Source organism: Gemmatimonadota bacterium (genome assembly GCA_041390105.1).
In the GTDB taxonomy this organism is placed as follows: domain Bacteria; phylum Gemmatimonadota; class Gemmatimonadetes; order Longimicrobiales; family Gaopeijiaceae; genus JAGQIF01.
In genome coordinates this window covers 17,938-39,016 of sequence record JAWKQO010000002.1, presented here as the reverse complement: position 1 = coordinate 39,016, position 21,079 = coordinate 17,938, and the positions used below count along the sequence as shown (strand labels likewise).

13 protein-coding genes are annotated in these 21,079 nt (G+C 69.0%); 6 read left to right on the top strand and 7 right to left on the bottom strand.

Annotated elements, in window-relative coordinates; genetic code table 11:
* Nucleotides 1-307 precede the first annotated feature (307 nt).
* Together R3E10_09565 and R3E10_09560 are read right to left on the bottom strand one after the other, a co-directional pair.
* Nucleotides 308-1,363, bottom strand: coding sequence for an amidohydrolase family protein (locus R3E10_09565; GenBank protein ID MEZ4415994.1), 1,056 nt, complete (start codon nt 1,361-1,363; stop codon nt 308-310).
* 83 nt (nt 1,364-1,446) lie between these two features.
* On the bottom strand, nt 1,447-3,027 hold the full coding sequence (locus tag R3E10_09560) for an alkaline phosphatase D family protein (protein MEZ4415993.1): 1,581 nt from the start codon (nt 3,025-3,027) through the stop codon (nt 1,447-1,449).
* Nucleotides 3,028-3,237: 210 nt separating this feature from the next.
* Here R3E10_09560 and R3E10_09555 point away from each other — a divergent pair, with 210 nt between their 5' ends.
* Nucleotides 3,238-3,843 carry a hypothetical protein gene (locus R3E10_09555; protein ID MEZ4415992.1) on the top strand — a complete coding sequence of 202 codons (606 nt, stop codon included), beginning with the start codon at nt 3,238-3,240 and terminating at the stop codon, nt 3,841-3,843.
* The gene (locus R3E10_09550; protein ID MEZ4415991.1) at nt 3,843-5,426 is read left to right on the top strand and encodes a Ppx/GppA phosphatase family protein; all 1,584 of its coding nucleotides are present in this window, start codon (nt 3,843-3,845) and stop codon (nt 5,424-5,426) included. The genes R3E10_09555 and R3E10_09550 overlap by 1 nt, the downstream gene beginning before the upstream one ends.
* 54 nt (nt 5,427-5,480) lie before the next feature.
* On the opposite strand, the gene R3E10_09545 is transcribed toward R3E10_09550, so the two are convergent.
* The gene (locus tag R3E10_09545) at nt 5,481-10,400 is read right to left on the bottom strand and encodes an NAD-glutamate dehydrogenase (protein ID MEZ4415990.1); all 4,920 of its coding nucleotides are present in this window, start codon (nt 10,398-10,400) and stop codon (nt 5,481-5,483) included.
* Nucleotides 10,401-10,579: 179 nt separating this feature from the next.
* On the opposite strand from R3E10_09545, the gene R3E10_09540 reads away from it, so the two are divergent.
* Genes R3E10_09540 through R3E10_09530 form a run of 3 tightly spaced genes read left to right on the top strand, consistent with a single transcriptional unit; the run spans nt 10,580 to nt 15,116 of the window.
* Nucleotides 10,580-11,836 carry a DNA repair exonuclease gene (locus R3E10_09540; GenBank protein ID MEZ4415989.1) on the top strand — a complete coding sequence of 419 codons (1,257 nt, stop codon included), beginning with the start codon at nt 10,580-10,582 and terminating at the stop codon, nt 11,834-11,836.
* Nucleotides 11,833-14,265 (top strand): AAA family ATPase, encoded by a 2,433-nt coding sequence (locus R3E10_09535; GenBank protein ID MEZ4415988.1) that lies wholly within the window; start codon nt 11,833-11,835, stop codon nt 14,263-14,265. The genes R3E10_09540 and R3E10_09535 overlap by 4 nt, the downstream gene beginning before the upstream one ends.
* A complete protein-coding gene (locus tag R3E10_09530; GenBank protein MEZ4415987.1) occupies nt 14,262-15,116 on the top strand; it encodes an alpha/beta hydrolase in 855 nt (284 codons plus the stop codon). The genes R3E10_09535 and R3E10_09530 overlap by 4 nt, the downstream gene beginning before the upstream one ends.
* On the opposite strand, the gene R3E10_09525 is transcribed toward R3E10_09530, so the two are convergent.
* The 3 genes from R3E10_09525 to R3E10_09515 form a co-directional block, all read right to left on the bottom strand.
* Nucleotides 15,088-15,360 carry an OsmC family protein gene (locus tag R3E10_09525; GenBank protein ID MEZ4415986.1) on the bottom strand — a complete coding sequence of 91 codons (273 nt, stop codon included), beginning with the start codon at nt 15,358-15,360 and terminating at the stop codon, nt 15,088-15,090. The two genes, R3E10_09530 and R3E10_09525, sit on opposite strands and share 29 nt — an antisense overlap.
* Nucleotides 15,361-15,552 carry a hypothetical protein gene (locus R3E10_09520; protein MEZ4415985.1) on the bottom strand — a complete coding sequence of 64 codons (192 nt, stop codon included), beginning with the start codon at nt 15,550-15,552 and terminating at the stop codon, nt 15,361-15,363.
* 229 nt (nt 15,553-15,781) lie between these two features.
* Nucleotides 15,782-16,519 (bottom strand): polyphenol oxidase family protein, encoded by a 738-nt coding sequence (locus R3E10_09515; protein MEZ4415984.1) that lies wholly within the window; start codon nt 16,517-16,519, stop codon nt 15,782-15,784.
* Between the two features lie 131 nt (nt 16,520-16,650).
* Here R3E10_09515 and R3E10_09510 point away from each other — a divergent pair, with 131 nt between their 5' ends.
* Nucleotides 16,651-19,539: a 2-oxoglutarate dehydrogenase E1 component gene (locus tag R3E10_09510; protein MEZ4415983.1), complete on the top strand. Its 2,889-nt coding sequence runs from the start codon at nt 16,651-16,653 to the stop codon at nt 19,537-19,539.
* A 42-nt stretch (nt 19,540-19,581) separates the two neighbouring features.
* Here the strand turns inward: R3E10_09510 and R3E10_09505 are convergent, their stop codons facing one another.
* Entirely contained in the window at nt 19,582-20,910 is a 1,329-nt protein-coding gene (locus R3E10_09505) for a hypothetical protein (GenBank protein ID MEZ4415982.1), read from the bottom strand.
* Nucleotides 20,911-21,079: the final 169 nt, after the last annotated feature.

The window sequence follows — 21,079 nt, the reverse complement described above, 5'->3', positions numbered from 1 at the left end:
ATCTTGCGAACTTCGGCGCGCGAGTTGGAATTCACCGGCTCCGGACGTCGGGGTCACTGCACCGGATAGGTTCGATGCAGCTTCAGTACGAGAGGCCCGCTTTGCAGGCCTTCGGGTCCCTCCGGGAACTCACGAAGGTGGGTTTTTCCGGCTCCAGCGATGGGTGCACCATCGTGGGCCCGAGCGTGAACGGGAACGGAAACAACTTCCAGGCGAATTGCAGCCCCCGTTCGTAAGCCGCTCCGGGAGTGGACAACGAAGCCGGAAGGCCCCAGGCCTTCCGGCTTCTGTCTTTCCACGAGCCACTTCAGTGCTGCAGCACGACACTCACATTGTCGAACAGCTTGCCCATCTCGACGGGCGACAGCGGCAGCGCGCTCTTGAGGAGGCGGACGTTCGCCTCGATACCGGTGGTTGGATCAGGCACGGGTGGCCACGAGGGCCAATCGGTGGCGTAGACGAAGCGCTCGATCCCGATGCCACGTATGCGTTCCGCCAACCGCTGGTTGGCGCCCCGCACCCGCGCGGCCAACGCGGTGTCCGCACCAGCGGCCTCGGGCTGGAATACCACGGCGGCCACGTCGAAGCTGATCCGCGCGGGATTCAGACGTCTCTCCCGAAACGCCTCGGCGAAGGCCCCGAGCGCGGCATCGGTGGCGTCGTCGTAGCCGCCCCAGCCCGCCACGTGGGCGATCTGCACCGGGAGATCCGGCACCTGCGCCAGGACCTCGTCGATGAAGATACGTGCATCCTGGGCGCCATAGTCGTCTCTCCGGGTGCGCATGTGCACCACGACCGCGAATTCAAGCGCATCCAGTCGCTCGAAGAGCACGCGCAGCCGCGCGACGTGGTCCGGGTTGCGCAGATCCAGGTCGGAGTTTGTGAAGTGCAGCTTGAGCCCGGAGAGTCGCACATCGGCGGCACAGCGCTCAACCTCGGCCGCAGCATAGTCGCGCAGCGGATTCACGCTACAGAACGCCGTCAAGCGATCGGGATAGCGGGCCGCCTGCGACGCCACGAAGTCGTTTTCGGCACGCACCAGGCCGAGCTCGTCGGGGACGTTCTGATCCGGCATCCCGAACAGATAGGCATTGGAGAGGACCAGTCCTCGCTCGACACCGGCTTGGTCCATGGCCCGCAGCACGTCCTCGGCGATGAGGGCACCGGTGCCATCCGGCTCAGGAGCGGGCTCTCCCTCCACGTCGAGCGTGAGTAGCAGGTCTGCTGCAGCCTCGGAACGCAGGTGGAGATGGTGGTCGATCCGCGGCGCTACCGGCGGGGCGGGCGACGAGTCGCAGGCGAGCGTGACGAGGCCCAACAGTGCCACCGCGGGCAGCGAACGAGAGGTCCGCGCAGTCTGCAACGAGCTTCCTACCTTCCAGGGGGTCGAGGATCCTCTTCTGGGATCCCCGACGGCCCCGGAAGGTTTCGTCGCCCCGGCCCCGCTCAGACCTCCTGGGCTCCAGCCCTCCCGTTCTCCACCACGAAGCTGGCTCTCGTGCGCACCGGCGCGCCGGGACGGGACACGTAGTCCACCACCTGGTAGTCGGCGCGCCACTCGTCGGGGGTGACGGTGCAGGAGACGTAGCCACGCTGGCCGTTGAAGAGCTTCACATGCGGATTCATGGACAGCGTCTGCGGGATGGACTCGTAGGAGTCCTGACCGTCGCCGCCGGAGCTGATGGACGTGCCCACGAACTCGGTGGCGACCACCGGCGCGACCGCATCCTCGTAGTCGACCTTGATGTCGGCCACCCAGTTGCTGTGGATGTCCCCGGTAAGCACGACCGGGTTGGAGGGCCGGGTCTCGGCGAGGAAACCCGTCAACCTCTGGCGGGGCGCCACGTACCCCGCCCACTGGTCCAGCGAATACGACTCCGCCCCGTTCACGATGGCCTTTACTTCGGACATCATGACCTGATTGGCCAGAACGTTCCAACGCGCGTCGGAACGCGCCATGTTCTCCATCAACCAGCGCTCCTGCTCAGCGCCCATCATGGTGGCCTCCTCCAGATAGGCCTCGGCGCAGCGGGGCTTGCGACCGTCGCCGCACGGCTGGTCGGTGCGGTATTGGCGGGTATCCAACACGCTCATCTCGATCAGGCCGCCGAAGCGCAGGCGCCGGTACAGGAGCGCGTCGGGCCCGGTGGGCATCTGGGCGCGCCGCAGCGGCTGGTGTTCCCAGTAGGCCTGGTAGGCAGCGGCGCGGCGGAGCAGAAAGGCATCCCGGGGATCGTCGTCCTGAGAGATTGCCCCCGCATAGTTGTTGTCCACCTCGTGATCGTCCCAGGTGACCACGAAGGGCGCCCGCTCGTGCGCAGTCTTCAGCAGGGGATCGCTCTTGTAGAGCGACAGGCGCCGCCGATAGTCGGCCAGGCTCATGATCTCTGGGCCGTTGTGTTCGCGCACCCGCAGGTCGGGGCCGTATTCGTAGATGTAGTCGCCCAGGTGTACGACCAGGTCCACGTCTTCCTGAGCCAGATGCTGGTAGGCCGTGTAGAGGCCCTGCTCCCAGTGCTGGCAGGATACGAACGCGAAGCGGAAGCGGTCGCTCATCCCGCCGGCCGCCGGCGCGGTGCGCGCCCGTCCCACCGGGCTGGTGGCATCGTTCGTCATGAAGCGGTACCAGTAGTCCCGGCCCGGCTCCAGCCCGTCCAGCTCCAGGTGGAGCGAATGCGCGAGCTCGGGGAGGACGGTCTCCGACCCGGACCGCACGATCTGACGGAACGACTCGTCCGCCGCCAGTTCCCAGGCCACCGTCTGGACTCCCTCGAGCAGCGCGTCGCCCCGCAGCGGATCAGCCACCAGGCGCGTCCACAGGACAATGCCGTCCGGGGTGGGATCCCCCGAGGCCACCCCCAACCCGAAGGGATCGATGCCCAGCCGGCTCGGACGGTCCCCCCGGCAGGACGGAAGCGAGCCCAGGGCGAGGAGCGCGCCGAAATCCCGAACACGGCGCAGGAACTCCCGGCGGGTGCCGGGACCGACCGCGTGGAAGAGTGGAAGAACCGGGTTCGACATCGACATGCGCGTCTCAGGTTTGCGGTGCGGGGCGTGGTCGCCGTAGGCCGGTCGGAGTACCTTAGCCGGGTCGAGGGTGTGTCATACTATGCCGCCAGGGAGCCGGAGGATGCCACCACCGTCGTCGGCTCGTTTCCGGTCCGTGACCACGACGAAGCGCGCTGCAGACGGGCATGGCCGAATCTCGGAGGAGCAGGCGGGCCGAACCGGTCGAGAGTGCTGAGCCCATCCCATACGCTCCGTCTGGCCTTCTCCGCCATTCTGTTGGCCTTGAGCACGCTGCACCCTCCACCGGTTCAAGGACAACAGGGAGACGTCGATCCGGGTCGGGTGGAGGGCGCGCTGGAAGCTTCGGTCGGGGCGACGTCCCTCACGGGGAAGGCCGTTCCTCTCTGGGGTCTGTCCGCCGGTGTCTGGATCGGCCGTCGCTTCTACCTCGGCGGACAGGGACGCAGTCTCCCGGATGCTCTGGACCTGCAGCGGGCCGGAGGCGAGGAGCGGCTGCATTTCGGGTATGGAGGCCTGCAGGTGAGAGTACGCGCGTGGAGCCGCCCCGGTGCGGATGTGGACCTGGGCGTTCTGGTGGGCGCCGGTCGGGCCCGCCTGCGCGATGCGCTGGTCGGCTTCGAGAAGGGCGCCGACAACGCCTTCCTGCTGGAGCCCAGCCTGCGCGCCCGCCGGGGGTTCCTCGGTGGACGCCTTCACCTGGGCGCGGCCCTGGGGTTCCGCCAGGCTTGGGGGGTGGAGGACCTGCCGGGGTTGGTCCCGGGTGACCTGGGCGGCCCCACGGCGGCACTGTCCCTCTCGGTGGAGCGCCGCTGATGGCGACGGCTGAAGCCTCCACGCTGGCGGCCCCACTCGGGGACGCGCTCACGTTCCCGGTCCGGGTAGCCTGTGTCGACACGGGCTCCAATGCCATCCGCTTCCTGGCGGCCGACTTCTTCAGCGAGACCCGCTGGCACCCCGTCCACTACGAGCGCGTGCCCATCCGCCTCGGCCACCAGGTCTTCCTGTCCGGGCGCCTGGCGGCCGAGCACGTAGACGCCGCCGTAAAGGCCTTCGCCGGCTTCCGTGAGCACCTCGACCGCCTGGAGATCACCCACTTCCGGGCGGTTGCCACCAGCGCCGTCCGCGAAGCCCGCAATGGCGAGGAACTGGTCGAGCGCATCCTGACGGAGACCGGAATCGAGCTGGAGATGATCAGCGGCTCCGAGGAAGCCCGCCTCGTCCATCTGGCGGTCGGTCGACGGATCGATCTGCGCGAACAGAAGTGGCTTCTGGTCGACGTGGGAGGTGGATCCGTCGAGGTCTCGTTGGCCGACGATGTCGGCATGCTGTGGGCGCAATCGCACACCATGGGATCGGTACGACTGCTGGAGGAGCTGTCCGTGGCGGGCGACGATCCCGGACGGTTCCGTCGTCTGCTCGGCGAGTACGTGTCGGTGTTACGGCTTCCCTCCGCGGCCGCCTATTGGCAGCCGGCCGGCCTGATCGCGACGGGAGGGAACATCGAAGCGCTCGCCGACTTCGTGCATGCGACGCCGGACGAGCGAGGTGTGGCCCGCCTGGACGTGGATGACCTCACCTCGGCCATCGAGCTGCTGGCGCGCCTCTCCTTCAACGACAAGGTGGAGCAGTTGGGGCTACGCGACGACCGGGCCGACGTCATCCTACCCGCGGCCATGGTGTACGCGCGGGTGGCTGAGTTGGCTCAGGTCAGGGAGATCCAGGTGCCCTTCGTCGGCGTCAAGGAAGGCATCCTGCTCGACCTCGTCGACCAGTTCTTGTCGCGCCGCCAGCACGAGGAGCGTCAGCTCGACCAGATCACGACGGCCTCCGTGGCCCTGGGACGACGCTTCCTCTTCGACGAGGCACACGGACTCACCGTGGCACGGCATGCCGACACGCTCTTCACACAGCTCGGCGCCCTGCACGGCCTGGAGGCTCGCGACCGACTCGTCCTACGCGCCGCCGCCATCCTGCACGACATCGGACTGTTCATCTCCTACAAGCGTCACCACCACCATTCGCTGTACATCATCAGTGGCTCGGAGCTTCCAGGCTTCTCGCCGGAGGAGATGCGTGTGGTGGCCAACGTGGCCCGCTACCACCGCAAGTCGGGACCGGCACCGCACCACGAACACTACATGGCGCTACCCGACGACGATCGGGTGCGGGTGACGCAGCTGGGCGCGCTGCTGCGCCTGGCAGACGCACTGGACCGACAGCACTCGGGCATGGTCGACGACGTGCAGGCTCGCGTGGAAGGCATGGGGTTGAAGCTGGAGATGACCGGGCGCGGGGATCTCCTCCTGGAGCGCTGGGCGCTCACCAAGAAGAAGAACCTCTTCGAAGAGACCTTCGGGCTGAAAGTGAAGGTCCGGAACCGGGCTCCCGCAGACTGAGCCAGGGCGGGTAGGGCCGCGTGGCCTACCCGCCCTGTTCCTCAGGCCGAACCCTCAAGGACGGGCATCCCCGCCGTTGCCGCCCACGCGACGGCCGAGGGCGCTCACTTCCCGCACCACCACCGACAGGGGCGCGAGCCCCTGGGCGTTCTCGGTCTGGATCTCCTCGACCAGGCGCGCGATGCGAGCGGCACCCCGCTGCTCGGTCCTGCGCAGCGTGGACAGTGCCTCCTCGACGCCGCCTTCGCTCACCATCTCCATCAGACGCGCCACCACCGTGCGATGGGCCCGTCCGAGGTCTCCATTCAGCGCCTGGGCCGCGCGCTGCTCCCAGTGGCCATGGCCGGCCGTGCGGAAGATCTCCTGGCGTAGCCACGGCAACCACATCACCTCGGAGGCCGCGTAGAAGGCACGAGCCGCGTCGACAGCCTCGGCTTTCGTCTCCCGGGCGATGACCAGGATCTCGAGCAGATGGTCGAGGTAGCGAAGCGTGATCACATCACGTGCGAAGGCCGGGTCGGCACCCTGGCTGACGGCTTCGGCGACGCGCTGTTCGTAGACCGACTTGTCGAATCCCCGCACCACGTCCGGGAATGCGCGGCGGAGCGCCTCCAGCGAGGCGGCATTGCGCTCCACGATCGTCGCCACGGCTTCATCCGCGTTGGCATTTTCCAACACCCACCGCGTCGTGCGCTCGAACACCCGGGCCAGTCGCATGCGCCAGGCGTAGGCGGTGGCGGCGGGCAGGTCGCGTCGCTCATCCAGGGCCTTGAACACCCGGTGGTGGTCCGCCAGACGGGCAGAGATCAACCAGGCCCGCACCACTTCACCCGCACTGTGGCCCGTCTCAGACGCCAGCCGGTAGACGAAGGTGGCGCCCATCAGGTCCACCAGGTCGTTCGTGAGTTGCCCGGCGATGATCTCCTGGCGCAGGCGATGCCCGTGCAGGACCTCGGCGCCGGCCATCTGAGCCGCGCGGGGCGGGAAATAGTGCACGAGGTACGACGCCGCCGCAGGGTCATCGGGCACGCCGCTGTCCAGCGTGGCCCGTGTCGCGTGGATCTTGGCGTAGGACAGGAGGACGGCCAGCTCGGGCCGCGTCAGGCTCTGATTGCGGTCCCGTCGCTCCGACAGCTCCTCCCAGGTGGGGAGCGTCTCCGCGGCCCGGTCCAACAGGCCTTCGCGCTCCAAGCCGGAGATCAGGTGGCGGAAGTCGTCGAGGCTCTCCCCAGCACGTAGCTCGTCCAGCGACACGGCCAGGCTCTGCGAGTCGTTGTCGGCGAGCACGGCGTCCGCCACCTCGTCCGTCAGGTCCTCCAACAACTGGTTGCGGCCATCCAAGCCCAGGCGCCCATCCGTGACCAGAGCGTTGAGCAGGATCTTGAGATTGACCTCATGGTCGGAGAGGTCAACGCCACCCGAGTTGTCCAGCGCGTCCGTGTTCAGGCGCCCCCCCCGGAGCGCATACTCGACACGGGCGCGTTGCGTAAGGCCCAGATTCCCGCCTTCGCCCACCACCTCGGCGTGAAGCTCGGGAGCGTCGATGCGCACGGCGTCGTTGGGCGGATCGCCGGCGTTGGCGTGGCTCTCGCCGGACGCCTTCACATAGGTCCCGATGCCGCCGTTCCACAGGAGCTCGACGGGAGCCTTCAGGATGGCCCGCACCAACGCTTCGCCATCCCCCACCGGTACGTCCGCGGTCAGGCCCAGTGCAGAGCGTGCTTCTGGCGTCAACTCCACTTCCTTGGCCCCGCGCGGCACCAGCATCGCTCCCGGACTCATCACCGTGCGATCGTAGTCTGCCCAACTCGAGCGCCCGAGCTTGAACATCCGTTCTCGTTCGAGGAAGGAGCGCTCGGGATCCGGATCGGGGTCGATGAAGATGTGGCGGTGGTCGAAGGCGGCGAGCAGCCGGATCTGTCTCGACAGCAACATGCCGTTACCGAACACGTCACCGCTCATGTCGCCGATCCCGACCACGGTGAACGGCTCGCTCTGGATGTCCTTGCCCTTCTCGCGGAAGTGACGTTTGACGCACTCCCAGGCGCCGCGGGCCGTGATGCCGACGGCCTTGTGGTCGTACCCGTTCGAACCTCCGGACGCGAAGGCGTCACCCAGCCAGAAGCCGTACTCGGCAGAGATGGCGTTGGCGACATCGGAGAACGTGGCCGTTCCCTTGTCGGCCGCGACCACCAGATACGGGTCCGGGTCGTCGTGCGCGTACACACCCGCAGGCGTCGTGGCGTGTCCGTCCACCAGATTGTCGGTCAGGTCCAGCAGCCCGCGGATCAGGGTCTGGTACTGGGTCCTGGCTTCCTCGGCCTGGGCTTCGCGGTCGTCGAAACGCCGCAAGGTCACAAAGCCGCCCTTGGAGCCGGCGGGCACGATCACGGCATTCTTGACCATCTGGGTCTTGACCAGGCCCAGGATCTCCGTGCGGAAGTCATCCGGGCGATCGCTCCAACGAATCCCGCCGCGCGCGACCTTGGCTCCCCGCAGGTGCACACCTTCCATGCGAGGGGAGCGCACCCACACCTCGTAGAGCAGGCGGTGCCGGGTGAGGTCCGGCATGCGCGTGCAATCGAACTTGAGCGAGATGTACGGCACGCCGCCGGAGCGCCCCGTGGCCGCCCGGCCACCATGCCGGTAGTAGTTGGTGCGCACCGTCGCCCGCACCAGCGTCCAGGCGTTACGGAGCACACGATCCTCGGCCAGCGAATCGACTCGCTTCAAGCTGCTCCTGAAGCGTGCCTCGATCGTCTCCAGCTCCGCGTTGCGCGACTCCCGGTCCGGAGGACCGTCCGGATTGAAGGCCGTACGGAACGCCTCCAACAGCAACGCGGCCAGATCCGGATAGCGGATCAAGGTCGCTGGGAGGATCTGACGGCTGGGCACGGCCCCGAGCTGGAAGGCATAGGTCGCGTAGGCACGCAGCACCTCGACCTCACGCCAGGTGAGTCCGGCCTTCACCACCAATGCATTCAAGGCGTCGTTGGACGCGTCGCCCGCTCGCACCGCCAACAGCGCATCCGAGAGCAGCGTGCCCACCTCGCTGATCGTGATGGGCGAGCCGTCGGACCCCTGGACCTGGAACGCGTAGATGACGGTCTTGACCCCACTGGAATCCGTCAGATCGAAGGGGGTCACGCCCAGCACTCGCAGGCGCATGTTGTCCAGGATCGGCATGAAGTCCGACAGGACCAGCTTGCTGCCACGCAGGTACAGGTTGAGGGACGTCCAGCGCTCGCCGTCCCCCTCCTCGGCGGGGTTCCAGAGCAGAATGGACTCGCTCCTGCCGTCCGCGATCATGGCCTCGATCTCGAGGATCTCGCGGATCGCGGTGCCAGCGTCGGTGGCGACGCGGTATTCACGGCTGAACGCCTCCCCGTACCACTGACCGAGGCGGCGGGCCTCGTCGGGAGAGCGCACCTGCGCCAGCTCCTCGGCCACGCGGTCGGCCCAGCTCACGATGATCGCGAGCACCGAGTGCTCCAGCGCCTCGCGGTCGACGTTGTGGAAGCGGTCCGGCGGTGCCGCCAACGAGAAGTGCAGCCGGGCCTGATCCCCGGACCCCAAGGCCAGATGGTAGTTGAGCACTTCGGCCGCGAAGCGCTCCTTCAGCAGCGCCTCGACGTTCTTACGCACTTCGGCCGAGAAGCGCTCACGCGGGAGGATCACGGTCACCACGCCACCACGGCCCAGCCGGTCCTCGCGGGTCGCGACCCGCACGTCGTGCGTGTGGTAGGCCTTGAGGATGGTCTGGATCTCGCTGCCCACCACCGATGCAGGAGAGAGGAACAAGTCCTCTTTCGGCATCGAGTTGAAGATCGTGATGATCTCCTTGTAGTCGTGCGAGCCCGGATTGACGCCCGATGCCGACAGGATCTCCTGCAGCTTGGTGCGCAGGATGGGGATGCGCGCCGCGTCCTCCCCGAACGCCTTGGACGTGAACAACCCCAGGAAGCGGTCCTCGCCTACGATCCGACCGCCCTGGTCCAGCCGCTTCACGCCGATGTAGTCCATGCGGGCGCGTCGGTGCACGGTCGACTCGGCGTTCGTCTTGCTGATGATCAGAGTCGGACCCTGATCGACGAAGGGACGCATGCCGCTCGGGATCTGCGAGACGGGCACCGGTCGCGCGAACGACGAGCTGGACTCGTCGCGCAGAATGCCCAAGCCGGAGCCGTCCTCGACCTGGACACGCTTCTCGGGAGACGTCGGATCTCCTTCGATGCGATAGGCCCGGTAGCCGAGGAAGACGAACCCCCCGTCACGGAGCCAACGCAGGAACTCCTCGATCTCCTGGAGCTCGCTCGCCAGGGACGGAAGGTCCTGAGCGGACGACGACAACCGATCCACTACGCGATTGGCCGCGGTGATCATGGAGCCGAAGTCGTCGGTAGCCGCCACCACGTCCGTCAGCCGCCGGCGGATCTCCGCCTCCAGGAACTCGAGCGTCTCCGGATCCGTGACGCGACCCACCTCGCAGTGGATGAGCGACTCGAGGTCGTGGTCCTCCGGAGGGCGGACGTCGTAGACGCGGCCCTGCGGCGTACGCGAGACCTGGAGCATGGGATAGATGTAGTTCTCGATCTCCATGCCCTGCGAGTGCAGGAACTCGCGCAGCGTGTCCACCACGAAAGGTCGCTCGGAGACGTTGGTGCGGATGACCGTCACCGGAGCATACCAGCCTTCCTCGTTGTCCAGATCCGGATTGATGACCTGGACGTCTACGCGGTCGGGGCGACTGGCCTGCAGGAAGCGCAGGATGCCCAGGATCAGCTGGGCGAGCGACTCCGCGCTGCGCTCCCGCGCGAACTCGGGGCGGGCGCGGGTGAAGACGCGTTCAGCCAGGCGCACGGCCAAGCCTGCTTCATCGGGAGCGACGCGTTCAAGGAGGAGGTCGCAGACAGCGCCGGCCTCGGGGGATTTGGCCCGAATGGATTGGACGGCGGCCTCGGTGGCCTGGCTCATGGTCGGGGAAGAGAACCGTAGCGGTTGGGAGATGTGGAGTGTCCAAAAGCTATGTATGTGTCCCAGCGACGCAAATGGGCCGCGGGCCTGCGAATCTCCATGCAAAGACGGTTCCGCGGCACGCACGCGCGGGCCCCCATCGCCCTTCAGCGTGTCCCCTGCGCCCGATAGCTTAGGGAATGCGACTGCTGCATCTGGCCGACGTCCATCTGGACACACCCTCTCCGGGTCGCTCGGAGCTGGTGCGGCAACGCCTGCGCAGCGCATCGCGCGACGCCCTGCGGCGCGCCGTGGACCTGGCGTTGGCCGAGCAGGTCCACGCGGTGGTGATCGCCGGAGATCTGTTCGACGGGTCCCGCCTCTCCTTCGACACCGAACGCTTCCTGCTCGCCGAGATGGGCCGACTCGCCGAGGCCGGAATCCCTGCGATCTACGCCACCGGCAACCACGACGCCCCGGAGCTGGGGTCGAGGGCCTTCGAGCTCCCCTGGCCCGAGTCCCTCACCGTGGTGGCGCGGGCCGAGCCCGTGCGCGTCGAGATCAGCGCGCCGGACGGCACGCCCGTGGGCGCGGTCACAGCCATCGGCCACCCGACCTCCCACGAGACGCGGGACCTCTCGGACTTGCTGCCGCCACCGCCCCAGCAGCGACTTCCCGAGGTCGCGGTCCTGCACACCCAGGTACGGCGCGCAGAATCGTCGGATCGCCACCATCCCTACGCGCCGACGACGCTGGAAGCCCTGCTGCGGACCGGATACCACTGCTGGGCCCTGGGCCACGTCCACCGCCGCCAGGTTCTCCACACCGGCCCGCTCATCAGCTACTGCGGCAACCCGCAGGGTCGCACTTTCAACGAGACCGGGCCGCGGGGCGTCCAGCTGCTGGACCTCACCGACCCGCGGGCGCCGAAGGTCAGCTTCCACGAGACGGCCCGACTGCGGTTCGAGACCCTCCCCGTGGATGCCCTCGATCAATGCCACTCGCTGGACGCGCTGGTGCGCACCGTCGAGGCCTCCTGGAGGCACCGCCTGGACTCCGAGGGCTCCGGGGCCGACGAATGGATCGTCCGGGTGGAGCTGAGCGGCCCCTGCCCCCTCAGCCGCGAGCTCGCGGAGGCAGACGACCTGCGGGTGCTGGAAGACGAGCTGGCCGGCCGCCTGGGCGCGTTGGCGGTGGAGGTGTGGTCGTCCACCCATCCCGTGCTCCGTGTCGAGGACCATCTGGACCGGGACGACGTGCTGGGCGAAGCACTCCGCCTCATCGCGAACCTGGAGGCGGGGAAGGAATCCCTCTCCCGCGTCGATCCCGGGGAGCTGGCCGGCTGCGACGAGCCCGCTGGAGCCAGGCGCGATGACTATCTGCGCAGCCTGCTGATGGACGCGGGCCCCGGCCTGGTGGCGCTCCTGCGGATCCCGGATCCGGAGACGGGAGCGTGAAGATCGAGCGGGTGGCGATCCGCGGATTCGGGCGCTTCGAGGGGTTCGACTCCGGGCCCGAGCCCCTGGCCCCGCTGACCGTGGTGACGGGGCCCAACGAGAGTGGCAAGAGCACCTTTTTCTCGTTCCTGACCACGCTCCTCTACGGGTTCTCGCCGGCGGCCCTGGAGCGCCACCCCTACGCACCCTGGACGGGCGTGCAGATGGAGGGGGAGGCCGCGCTTCGCCTCGATGACGGCACCGAGCTGGTGTTGAAGCGCCGGCTGCTCGGCGCCCCCTGGGGTCGGCTGGAGGTCGCCGCCGCGGAGACGGACCTGCGCAACCGTCCGCTTCCGTTCGTCGAGCATGTCCCCCGCTCGGTGTTCACACAGGTGTACGCGCTGACGCTGGCAGAGCTGGGCCGGCTGGAGGGGGCCACCTGGTCGGCCATCCAGGACCGCATGATCGCCTCCTTGATCGCCGATGACGTCCGGCCGGCCAGTGAGGTGCTGGAGGAGCTGTTGGCGGAGGCGGGCGGCCTTTGGCGCCCGAACCGGCGGGGCAACCAGAGCAGCCGCGCCCTGGCCGACGAGATCCGGGATCTCCAGCAACGGCGCCGTGAGGCGGCCGAGAGGGATACCCGCGTGCGCGCGCTGGACCGCACCTGGGGGGAGCGACGCGAGACGCTGGTCCGCTTGCGCAGCGAGCGCGCGTCCTGCCTCGCACACGTGGAGCGGCTGGAGCGTCTGCTACCGGACTCCCACCGCCTGCAGCGTCTCGAAGCGCTCGCTGCCCGCGCCGCCGCCCCGGGAACGGCCAGCCTCCCGCTGGACCCGCGGGGCGAGCTGGAGCGTCTGGTGCGTGATACCGCGGGGCTGGGGGAGCGGGTGGCCGAGCTGGAGCGAAGCCGCCGCGGCCGGGTCGAGCGGGCCACGGAGCTGGGGGCGCGCGCGGCCCCGGTCCTCGAGGCCGAGGCCCAGTGGCGGGCAGTGCGCGCAGAGGCCCTGCGGGCACTGGCGGCCGAAACCGAGCTGGCCGCCCTGGACCGGGAACCCCGCCCTCCGGCCGACCTCGATTCCGTTGTGGTGGAGCCGCCCGCGGCCAGGTTCCCCGCTTGGATCGCCGCACTGGCCGGCGCCGCTGCCCTGGTGGCGCTGCTGGTCTGGGCCCGCTCCGGGAGCGGCCTGGCCGGCATCGTGGGCGTCGCCCTGGCCCTCCTGGCCGGATCGACCGGGGCCTGGGCCTGGTCGCGGCAGGCGCAGGAGCGGCGAGCCCGTGTCGACGCCGAGCTGGCCGCCGAGCGGCGTCGGACCCGACTGGACGAGGCCCGCCGGCTCGAGGAGCGCCGCGCCTCCCTCCTGCAGGACGTCGAGCGGGGCTCGGAAGCAGCCGAGTCCCTGGCCGAGCGCTTCGGGATCTTCGGGGGCGGAGGGCTGACCCGGACCCTGGAGGAGCTGGAACGCCGCCGCACCGAGGCGGGCGCCTGGTCCGCCGAAGCACGCTCGCTCGCCGAAACCGCGGAGGCCCTCGCCGAGGAGCACGAGGCCGTCCGCGCTCGTCAACGGGAGACCGAGGATGCCCGTGCCGCCCTGGTGGACCGACTCGAGCGTCTTGGAGAAGGGGATCTGGAGCGCGGAATCCAGACGGTCGAGCAGACCCGTGCCCAGGGCGGGGAGGCGCGGCGACTGACCGCGGAGATCGAAGCTCGCCACGGCAGCGTTGCCGGCCTGCGGGTGGAGCTGGAGCGTCACGCGGCGGAGCTGGGCCCCGTGCGTGAGGAGGCCCTGGCCGAGGCCCGAGCGCAGGTGCAGGAGTTCACCGAACAGATCGAGGACCTGCGGGGCGAGGTCGCCGGACTGGAGAAGGACCTCACGCACCTGAAGAGCGGGCCCTCGGTCGCGGACGTGGACTCCGAGATCGAGAGCCTGAAGGAAGAGCGCGCGCGTCAGGAGCGGGAGCGCGACCGCAAGGTGCTGCTGGCTCGGATCATCGAAGAGGCCGACCGCCGCTTCCGGGAGCGACATCAGCCGGACGTGGTCCGGCGCGGTGCCGACTACGTGGCCCGCATCACCAGCGGGCGCTACCGCTCCCTGACCACGGGCGAAGGGCCGGGCGACGCCATGCTGTACGTGAAGCACAATGGCGGGCCCGGCATCGACGTGGCTGGACCCTTGTCCACCGGGACCAAGGAGCAGATCTACCTGGCGCTCCGCCTGGCGGTCGTCGACCACCTCGACAGCGGCCGCGAACGACTGCCGCTCTTCCTGGACGAGAGCTTCGTCAACTGGGACGCGGAGCGCCGCGATCAGGGCTTCCGCCTGCTGCGCGAGTTGTCGCGTTCCCGTCAGATCTTCGTGTTCACCTGCCATCGCGATCTGGCGGATCGCCTGGACACGCTCGGGGCGCGTGTGGTGCGGCTGGGAGACGGCGAGCAGGTGGAGCTCTGGTGACCGACCCGGCCGACTCGCCCCTCGCGTTTCGGCGGACCGGTGAACGAGGACCACCGCTCGTGCTCCTGCACGGGTTCGCAGGCAACCAGAGCACCTGGCGATTCTGGGTGCCGGACCTGTCGCGCGACCATCAGGTCTTCGCGCTCGACCTCAAGGGGTTCGGAGACTCGCCCAAGCCGCGGGACGGCCGCTATTCCCCGCACGATCACGCGGCCTTGCTGGACGCGTGGCTCGATTGGGCGGGCCTCGAGCGCATCACCCTGGTGGGGCACTCCCTCGGGGGCGGGGTGGCGTTGCTGAGCGCCCTCCAGCAGGAGCGCAGCGCACGCCGCGTCGAGCGCCTGGTCATCGTGGCGGGCCCCGCCTTCCCGCAGCCGTTGCCGCGGTTCATCTCGCTGGCCCGGGTACCGCTGTTGGGCCGGGTGGCGCTCGGCCTGCTGTCGCCCGAGCGGGTGATCCGTATGGCTCTGTCGTCCATCGTATTCGACCCAGCAGCCGTGGACGAGGTGTGGGTCCACAACTACGCGGAACCGCTGGGACGACGGGGAGGGCGCTATGGCTTGCTCACCAGCGCACGCCAGATCCTCCCACCGGATCTCGACGCGTTGACCGACCGCTACCCCGCCATGACGCTGCCCACCCTGCTCCTCTGGGGTCGGCAGGACATCGTGGTGCCCCTCTCCATCGGCCAGCGTCTGAGCCGCACGCTTCCCGATGCGGAACTGGTGGTCCTCGACCGCTGCGGTCACGTCGTTCCGGAGGAACGCCCGCGCGCGTCACTGGCGGCGATGCGGCAGTGGCTTTCCCGACACCCCCTGCCCGCTACTCCTCCTCTTCGATCTCCGCGCTGAACGTCACGCGCACCGCTCCTTCGAGCGAACGCGCCGTGGGGCACTTCTGCGCATGCCGCTCCAGAGCCCGGTCCACCGTCTCACGACTTCCAGACGGGATCCGCAGTCGATACGCCACCTGGATCTCCACGAGCGTCGGGATGCGATCCCGCTCCTCGTTGATCCCGGTGACGTCCGCCTCGATCGCGTCCGGAGCCAGCCGAATCCCGCGCACCTCCAGTGCGCCATTGAGTGTCCCCAGCATTCAGCCGCCGGTGGCAGCCACGATGTAGTCCACGGGGAGCGGAAGGTCCCGCGCATCCTCCAGTCCGTAGTGCCGCTTGATGGCGCCGTGCACCCCCATCTCGAAGGTGGTGCCCGTTTCCAGCCGGGCGCGTCGGTGCACGCCTTCGACCTTCGCAACCTGAGAACGGCTGGTGTAGAGAGGCTCGCTCATGTGCTTCCTTCGTTGGGGGAACCGTGCTCCTCGGCGCCGGGCTCCCGGGGATCCGCTGGCGACGGTGGATCCTGCATCCTGTGCTCGAAGCCTTCGCACGTCCATACCGGGAGCGGAGGGTAACGGGCGAAGCGGGGATCCGTGCGCGAACGCTCGCAGAGATGGAAGCGGGAGCCCCGCCGGCTCTCGATGACGCGGTGATGCGCGCAGCGAGCGCACAGACCGATCGTCACGCGCGCATCCCCAGAAGACCGACCTGGCGCCCGGCGTCACCCGCACGGTGCGAGAACCAACGGCCTCTCGGCGAGCAGCGGGTGCACTCCCCCGAGGTGGACACCTGATCGCTGCGGACGCCGCCCGCCTCGGCCTGACTCCGCAGCAGAGCGGGCAGATCGACCGGGGTGGGGCCGTCCGGACGGGAAAGCCCCAGCTCCTCGTGGATCTCGGGGCCCACCTCGTAGCACCGTCCGCAGATGGACGGTCCCAGGTGCACGTGGACGTTGGCCGGGTCGGATCCCAACGCCTGCAAGCGCTCGAGACCCGCAGCGAGGATGCGGGCAGCCACTCCCTTTCGCCCCGCGTGCAACAGCGCCAAGGCGCGGCGGCGGGGATCGACCAGGAACACAGGGACACAGTCCGCCACGCTCACCGTGAGCAGCACCCCCGGCCGGGCGGTGGCATGACCGTCGGCGGGGTCGGTGATCCACAGCCCGTCCGGCAGGTGGTCGTGCACCAGGACGAGGGCTCCGTGTACCTGGGGCGCATGCACCACCGTGGCGAAGCCGCTCTCGGCTCGGAGCGACAGCCAGCGATCGGCCGCACCGACGGAGCCCCCGCCGAACAGGCGCAGATCGAAGGGGTGGCCGCCGGTTCCCGGGTGCGTGACGCGCGCCAGGAGCCACGGCCAGCGTTCCTCCCAATCCGCGACCGCCCGCCAGGGCGTAGCCCCGCCCGTGGCCCCGCTCATGCGTCGCGCCTCCTCGGAGGGGACACGCTGGGGCTGCCGCAGGGGCGCTCGCCCCCGACGCTGTTTTCCTTAGCTTTAGGCCACTGCACTCGGCTCTGCCTTTCTCCAGCGGACCGGACGAACCCCGGACGATGAACGACATCCTCTTCGACGCCTCGAACGCCGCCTACGCCCAGGACCTGTACGAACGGTACGCCAAGAACCCGGATTCGGTGCCGGAAGCCTGGCGACGCATCTTCAAGGAGGCCGCGCTCACGCAGGAAGCCGGGCTGCTGAAGCCCGAGGCGCTGGGCGGGAATGGCCGCTATGCCCCTCCGGTAGCTCCGCCCGCTCCACCCGCCGTGGCGCCGAGCGTACCGGCTCCGGCCCCCGCCGCGGCCGCGGCCGTGGCCGAGGCGCCGCCCCCCCGCACAGCCGGCGCCGCGGCCGCAGCCCCCGTCGCGACCCCGACCCTGGACGAGCACCTCCTGCGGGTCGTGGCGCGGGGGACGTCGTTCGTGCAGGCCTTCCGCGACCACGGACATCAGCTCGCACTGTTGGACCCCCTCGGAAGCGAGCCTCCCGGCCATCCCCAGCTCGATCCCGAGTTCTTCGGGACCTCCATGGAGGAGTTGGAGCGCATCCCGTCGTCGGTGGTCCTGGGCCCCGACGCCGAGGGCTCGCTGGCCAGCGAGCTGCGGCTGCTGCAACAGGTGTACTGCGGCTCGATGGGTTTCCAGTTCGAGCATCTCGAGGACCCCGTGCGAGCACAGTGGCTGTGGGATGCGGTGGAGACGCGCCAGTACACGCAGTCGTTGACGGAGCGGGAGAAGATCGGGCTGCTGCAGCGACTCACGGAGACGGAGGGCTTCGAGCAGTTCCTCCATCGCACCTATCTCGGCCAGAAGCGCTTTTCGCTCGAAGGCACGGACATGTTGGTCCCCATGCTGGACGAGGCGATTCGCGAAGGCGCCCGGGATGGTGCGGAGCAGGTCGTGCTGGGCATGGCCCACCGCGGCCGGCTCAACGTGCTGACACACATCGTCGGTGTGCCCTACGAGAGCATGCTGGCCTCGTTCGAGGGCGCCCCGCGCAAAGCGCTCGGCGCCGTGGAAGCCGGCACCGGTGACGTGAAGTATCACCACGGCGCTTCCGGCACCTACCTCCTCGAAGACGGGAGCGACGTGGCGGTGCGCCTGGCCCCCAATCCCAGCCACCTGGAGTTCGTCAATCCGGTGGTGGAGGGAATGGCTCGCGCCGAACAGCTCGAGTTCGGTGACCAGAACGTGCGCTCGGTGATTCCCATCGTGATCCACGGTGACGCAGCCTTCGCCGCGGAAGGCGTGGTGGCGGAGACGCTCAACCTGGCACGGTTGGCCGGCTACCGGACCGGGGGCACGATCCACATCATCGTCAACAACCAGATCGGGTTCACCACGGAGCCCCAGGAAGGGCGGTCCACCCGCTACTCGTCCGACCTGGCCAAGGGCTACGACATCCCGGTCCTCCACGTCAACGCAGACGACCCCGAGGCCTGCCTGGGCGCCATCCGGCTTTCGATGGCGTACCGCGCGCAGTTCCATGACGACATCCTGATCGACCTGATCGGCTACCGTCGGCACGGCCACAACGAGGGCGACGAACCAGCCTATACGCAGCCGCGCCAGTACGAGATCATCCGTTCGCATCCCACCGTACGGGCGCTGTGGGCCCAGCGACTCATCGACGAAGGTGTCGTCAGCGAGGCGCAGTCCGAGCAGATGAAGGACGACTACACGGCCCGCTTGCGCGCCGTGCAGGAGGTGCTCAAAGCCGACGACAGTGCACCTCCGCCGCCGGAGCCGGGCGACGAAGCACCACGTAGCGACGTACCCGTGCTCCCCTGGGCAGAGTTGGCCGAACTGAATCGGAAAGCATTCAGCTGGTCGGACGACTTCACCGTCCATCCGAAGCTGGTCAAGCAGCTCGAGCGTCGGGTGGAGGGCTTCGGTCCGGAGGCACGCCTCGACTGGGCCCATGCCGAGACCCTGGCCTTCGCCTCGCTGCTCGCCGAGGGGATCCCCGTGCGGTTCTCCGGCCAGGACGCGGAGCGGGGCACCTTCTCTCAGCGGCATCTGGTTCTCCACGACGCCAAGACCGGGTCCGAGTGGGTACCCCTGCAAGAGATGGGGGGTGCACGCTTCGAGGTGTACAATTCTCCGCTGACCGAGACCGCCGTGCTCGGATTCGAGTACGGGTACAGCGTGGCCGCGGACAGGGATCTCGTGTTGTGGGAGGCCCAGTTCGGCGACTTCGTCAACGTGGCCCAGGTGATCCTGGACCAGTTCATCAGCTCGGGGGCCACCAAGTGGGACCAGCACTCCCGGCTGGTGCTGCTGCTGCCGCACGGGCATGAGGGGCAGGGACCCGAGCACTCCAGTGCACGCCTCGAGCGGTTTCTGCAGCTGTGCGCCGAGGAGAACATCCGCGTCGCCTACCCCACCACACCGGCGCAACACTTCCACTTGCTCCGCAGACAAGCGCACACGCTGCCGGAGCATCCCTTGGTGGTGATGACGCCCAAGAGCTTGCTGCGGCTTCCCGCAGCCGCCTCTCCCGCCGCCGAGTTGTCCGAGGGTCGCTTCCAGCCGCTCCTGGACGACCCGGTGCAGCAACACCACCGCGAGCGGGTCCGACGCCTGGTGCTGTGTAGCGGCAAGTTCTATTACGACCTGTCGGAAAGCGAGCTACGCTCCCAGGCCAGTGATGTGGCGATTGCCCGGGTGGAACAGCTCTATCCCTTCCCCGGAGAGGAGCTGGAGGACCTGGTGCGCCGCTACCCTGCGCTCGATGAGGTGGTCTGGGCTCAGGAGGAGCCCCGGAACATGGGAGCGCTGTCCTTCGTCGGACCGCGACTGCGGGTGGTCATCCCCCGCACGATTCCGCTGCGCCACGTATCGCGCCCGGAACGCGCGTCTCCCGCGGAAGGAAAGGCACAGGACCACAACGCCGAGCAGGCGCGCCTCGTGCACGACGCTCTGGTGACGCTCGAAGGACGTTGACGAAGCGTGCCGCACGCTCCCACCGGAGCGTGCGGCCCCGGATCAGTCCTCGCCGTACTTCTCCCGCTGCAGCGTGGCGGCCTGACCCACCCAGCCCTCGCGCCGGATGCGTCCGTGGAACTCTCCCAGCTGGCCATCGATCCGCTCGATGTCGGCCTCGCTCCAGACGGCCATGTCGCGATAGCTGCGGATCCCCAGCGAGTGCAGGAGCTTCTCCAGGGCCGGGCCGACGCCCTTGATGCGCTTGAGATCGTCCGGCGTGGGAAGGGGCCGTCGCTCCAACTGTGCGATCCGGGCCCGAAGCCCGGCGATCTCGGCGGAGTGCTCCGCCGAGATGCGTCCACGCGCGTCCGTGGCCTCCCGCAGGCGTGCTCCCAGTGCGTCCCGTTCGGCGCGACAGGCAGCCAGCGCCTCGGCGCTCGCCTCCAACTCGGTGACCCGGATGGCAAGGTCGGCGCTGCGCCCCTCGAGGGCGGCCGAGCGCTCCCGCTCCTCGCCAAGCCTCGCGTCGAGGGCGACCACCTTCTCGCGCAGGGCGGCCAGGTCACGATCGGAGAGCTCCGCCGTCTGTAGCAGGCGCGCGTTCTCGGCGTGGGCGGCTTCCAGGTCGACGGTGAGGGGCTCCAGGCGAGCCACCTTGCCCCTCAGGGCTTCCAGCTCGGCGTAGCGCTCGCGAAGCTGCTGCTCCAGCCCGGGGATCTCTGCGACGCGGGCTCGCAGCCGAGCCCCCTCTTCGCCGAGGCGCCCGGTCTCGACAGCGTGTTCCTTCTGCACGAGCGCGATCTGGTCCTCCCGCTCGCGTAGGCGGTCGACCAGGGGCTCCAGGGCCTGGATGCGCTCCTCGCGATGCGACAGGGTGCTCTCCAGCTCCTGGAGGCGGGTCCCGCGCTGGGAGAGCTTGGTGGCGAGGTCGTTCCGGTCACGCGCCGCCGCCTCGGCTTCCACCCGGATGGCGCGCAACTCCACTTCGTACTGGTCGGAGCGCTCCAGGGCATCCGCGAGGCGGTCGTCGAGTTGCGCCAGCTTCTGCTTGAGGTGGGCGATCTCGCCGTCGCGCTCCGCCAGCAGTCGCGCCTCCGCGTCGAGGTCGTCCTTGAGCGCGGTGACCCGGCCGCGTTGCGCTTCCAGATCCGTGCTCAGGTGGTTGATGCGGCCCTCGCGCTCGTCCAGCTCCGTCTGGTGACCGCGGTGCACGTTCTCCAGCTTGGCCAGCCAGCCCTCTTCGATGGCCCGCACGCGGCGGCGCCAGCCGTCCTCGTTGTCACGCAGTCGGCGCGACGCTCCCCAGTGCGTGAGCAGCCACGCGACTGCTGCACCTACCACGGCAGAGCCCAGGAACCACGCCCAGAGCTCGGTGATCAGCTGTTGCATGTTCGTCCTTCCGAGGAACGCCCGGAGCCATGATTCCGGAGGGGGACATCCCTGTTCTGCTTGCAGAGCGCCAACGTAGAGATGGCCCGAACGGGTGGGCAAGGCGACGGGTGCACCGCTCACACGGGGCAGTTACTTTTGCGCCGGGCGTGGCGCCGCCCCGACCCGA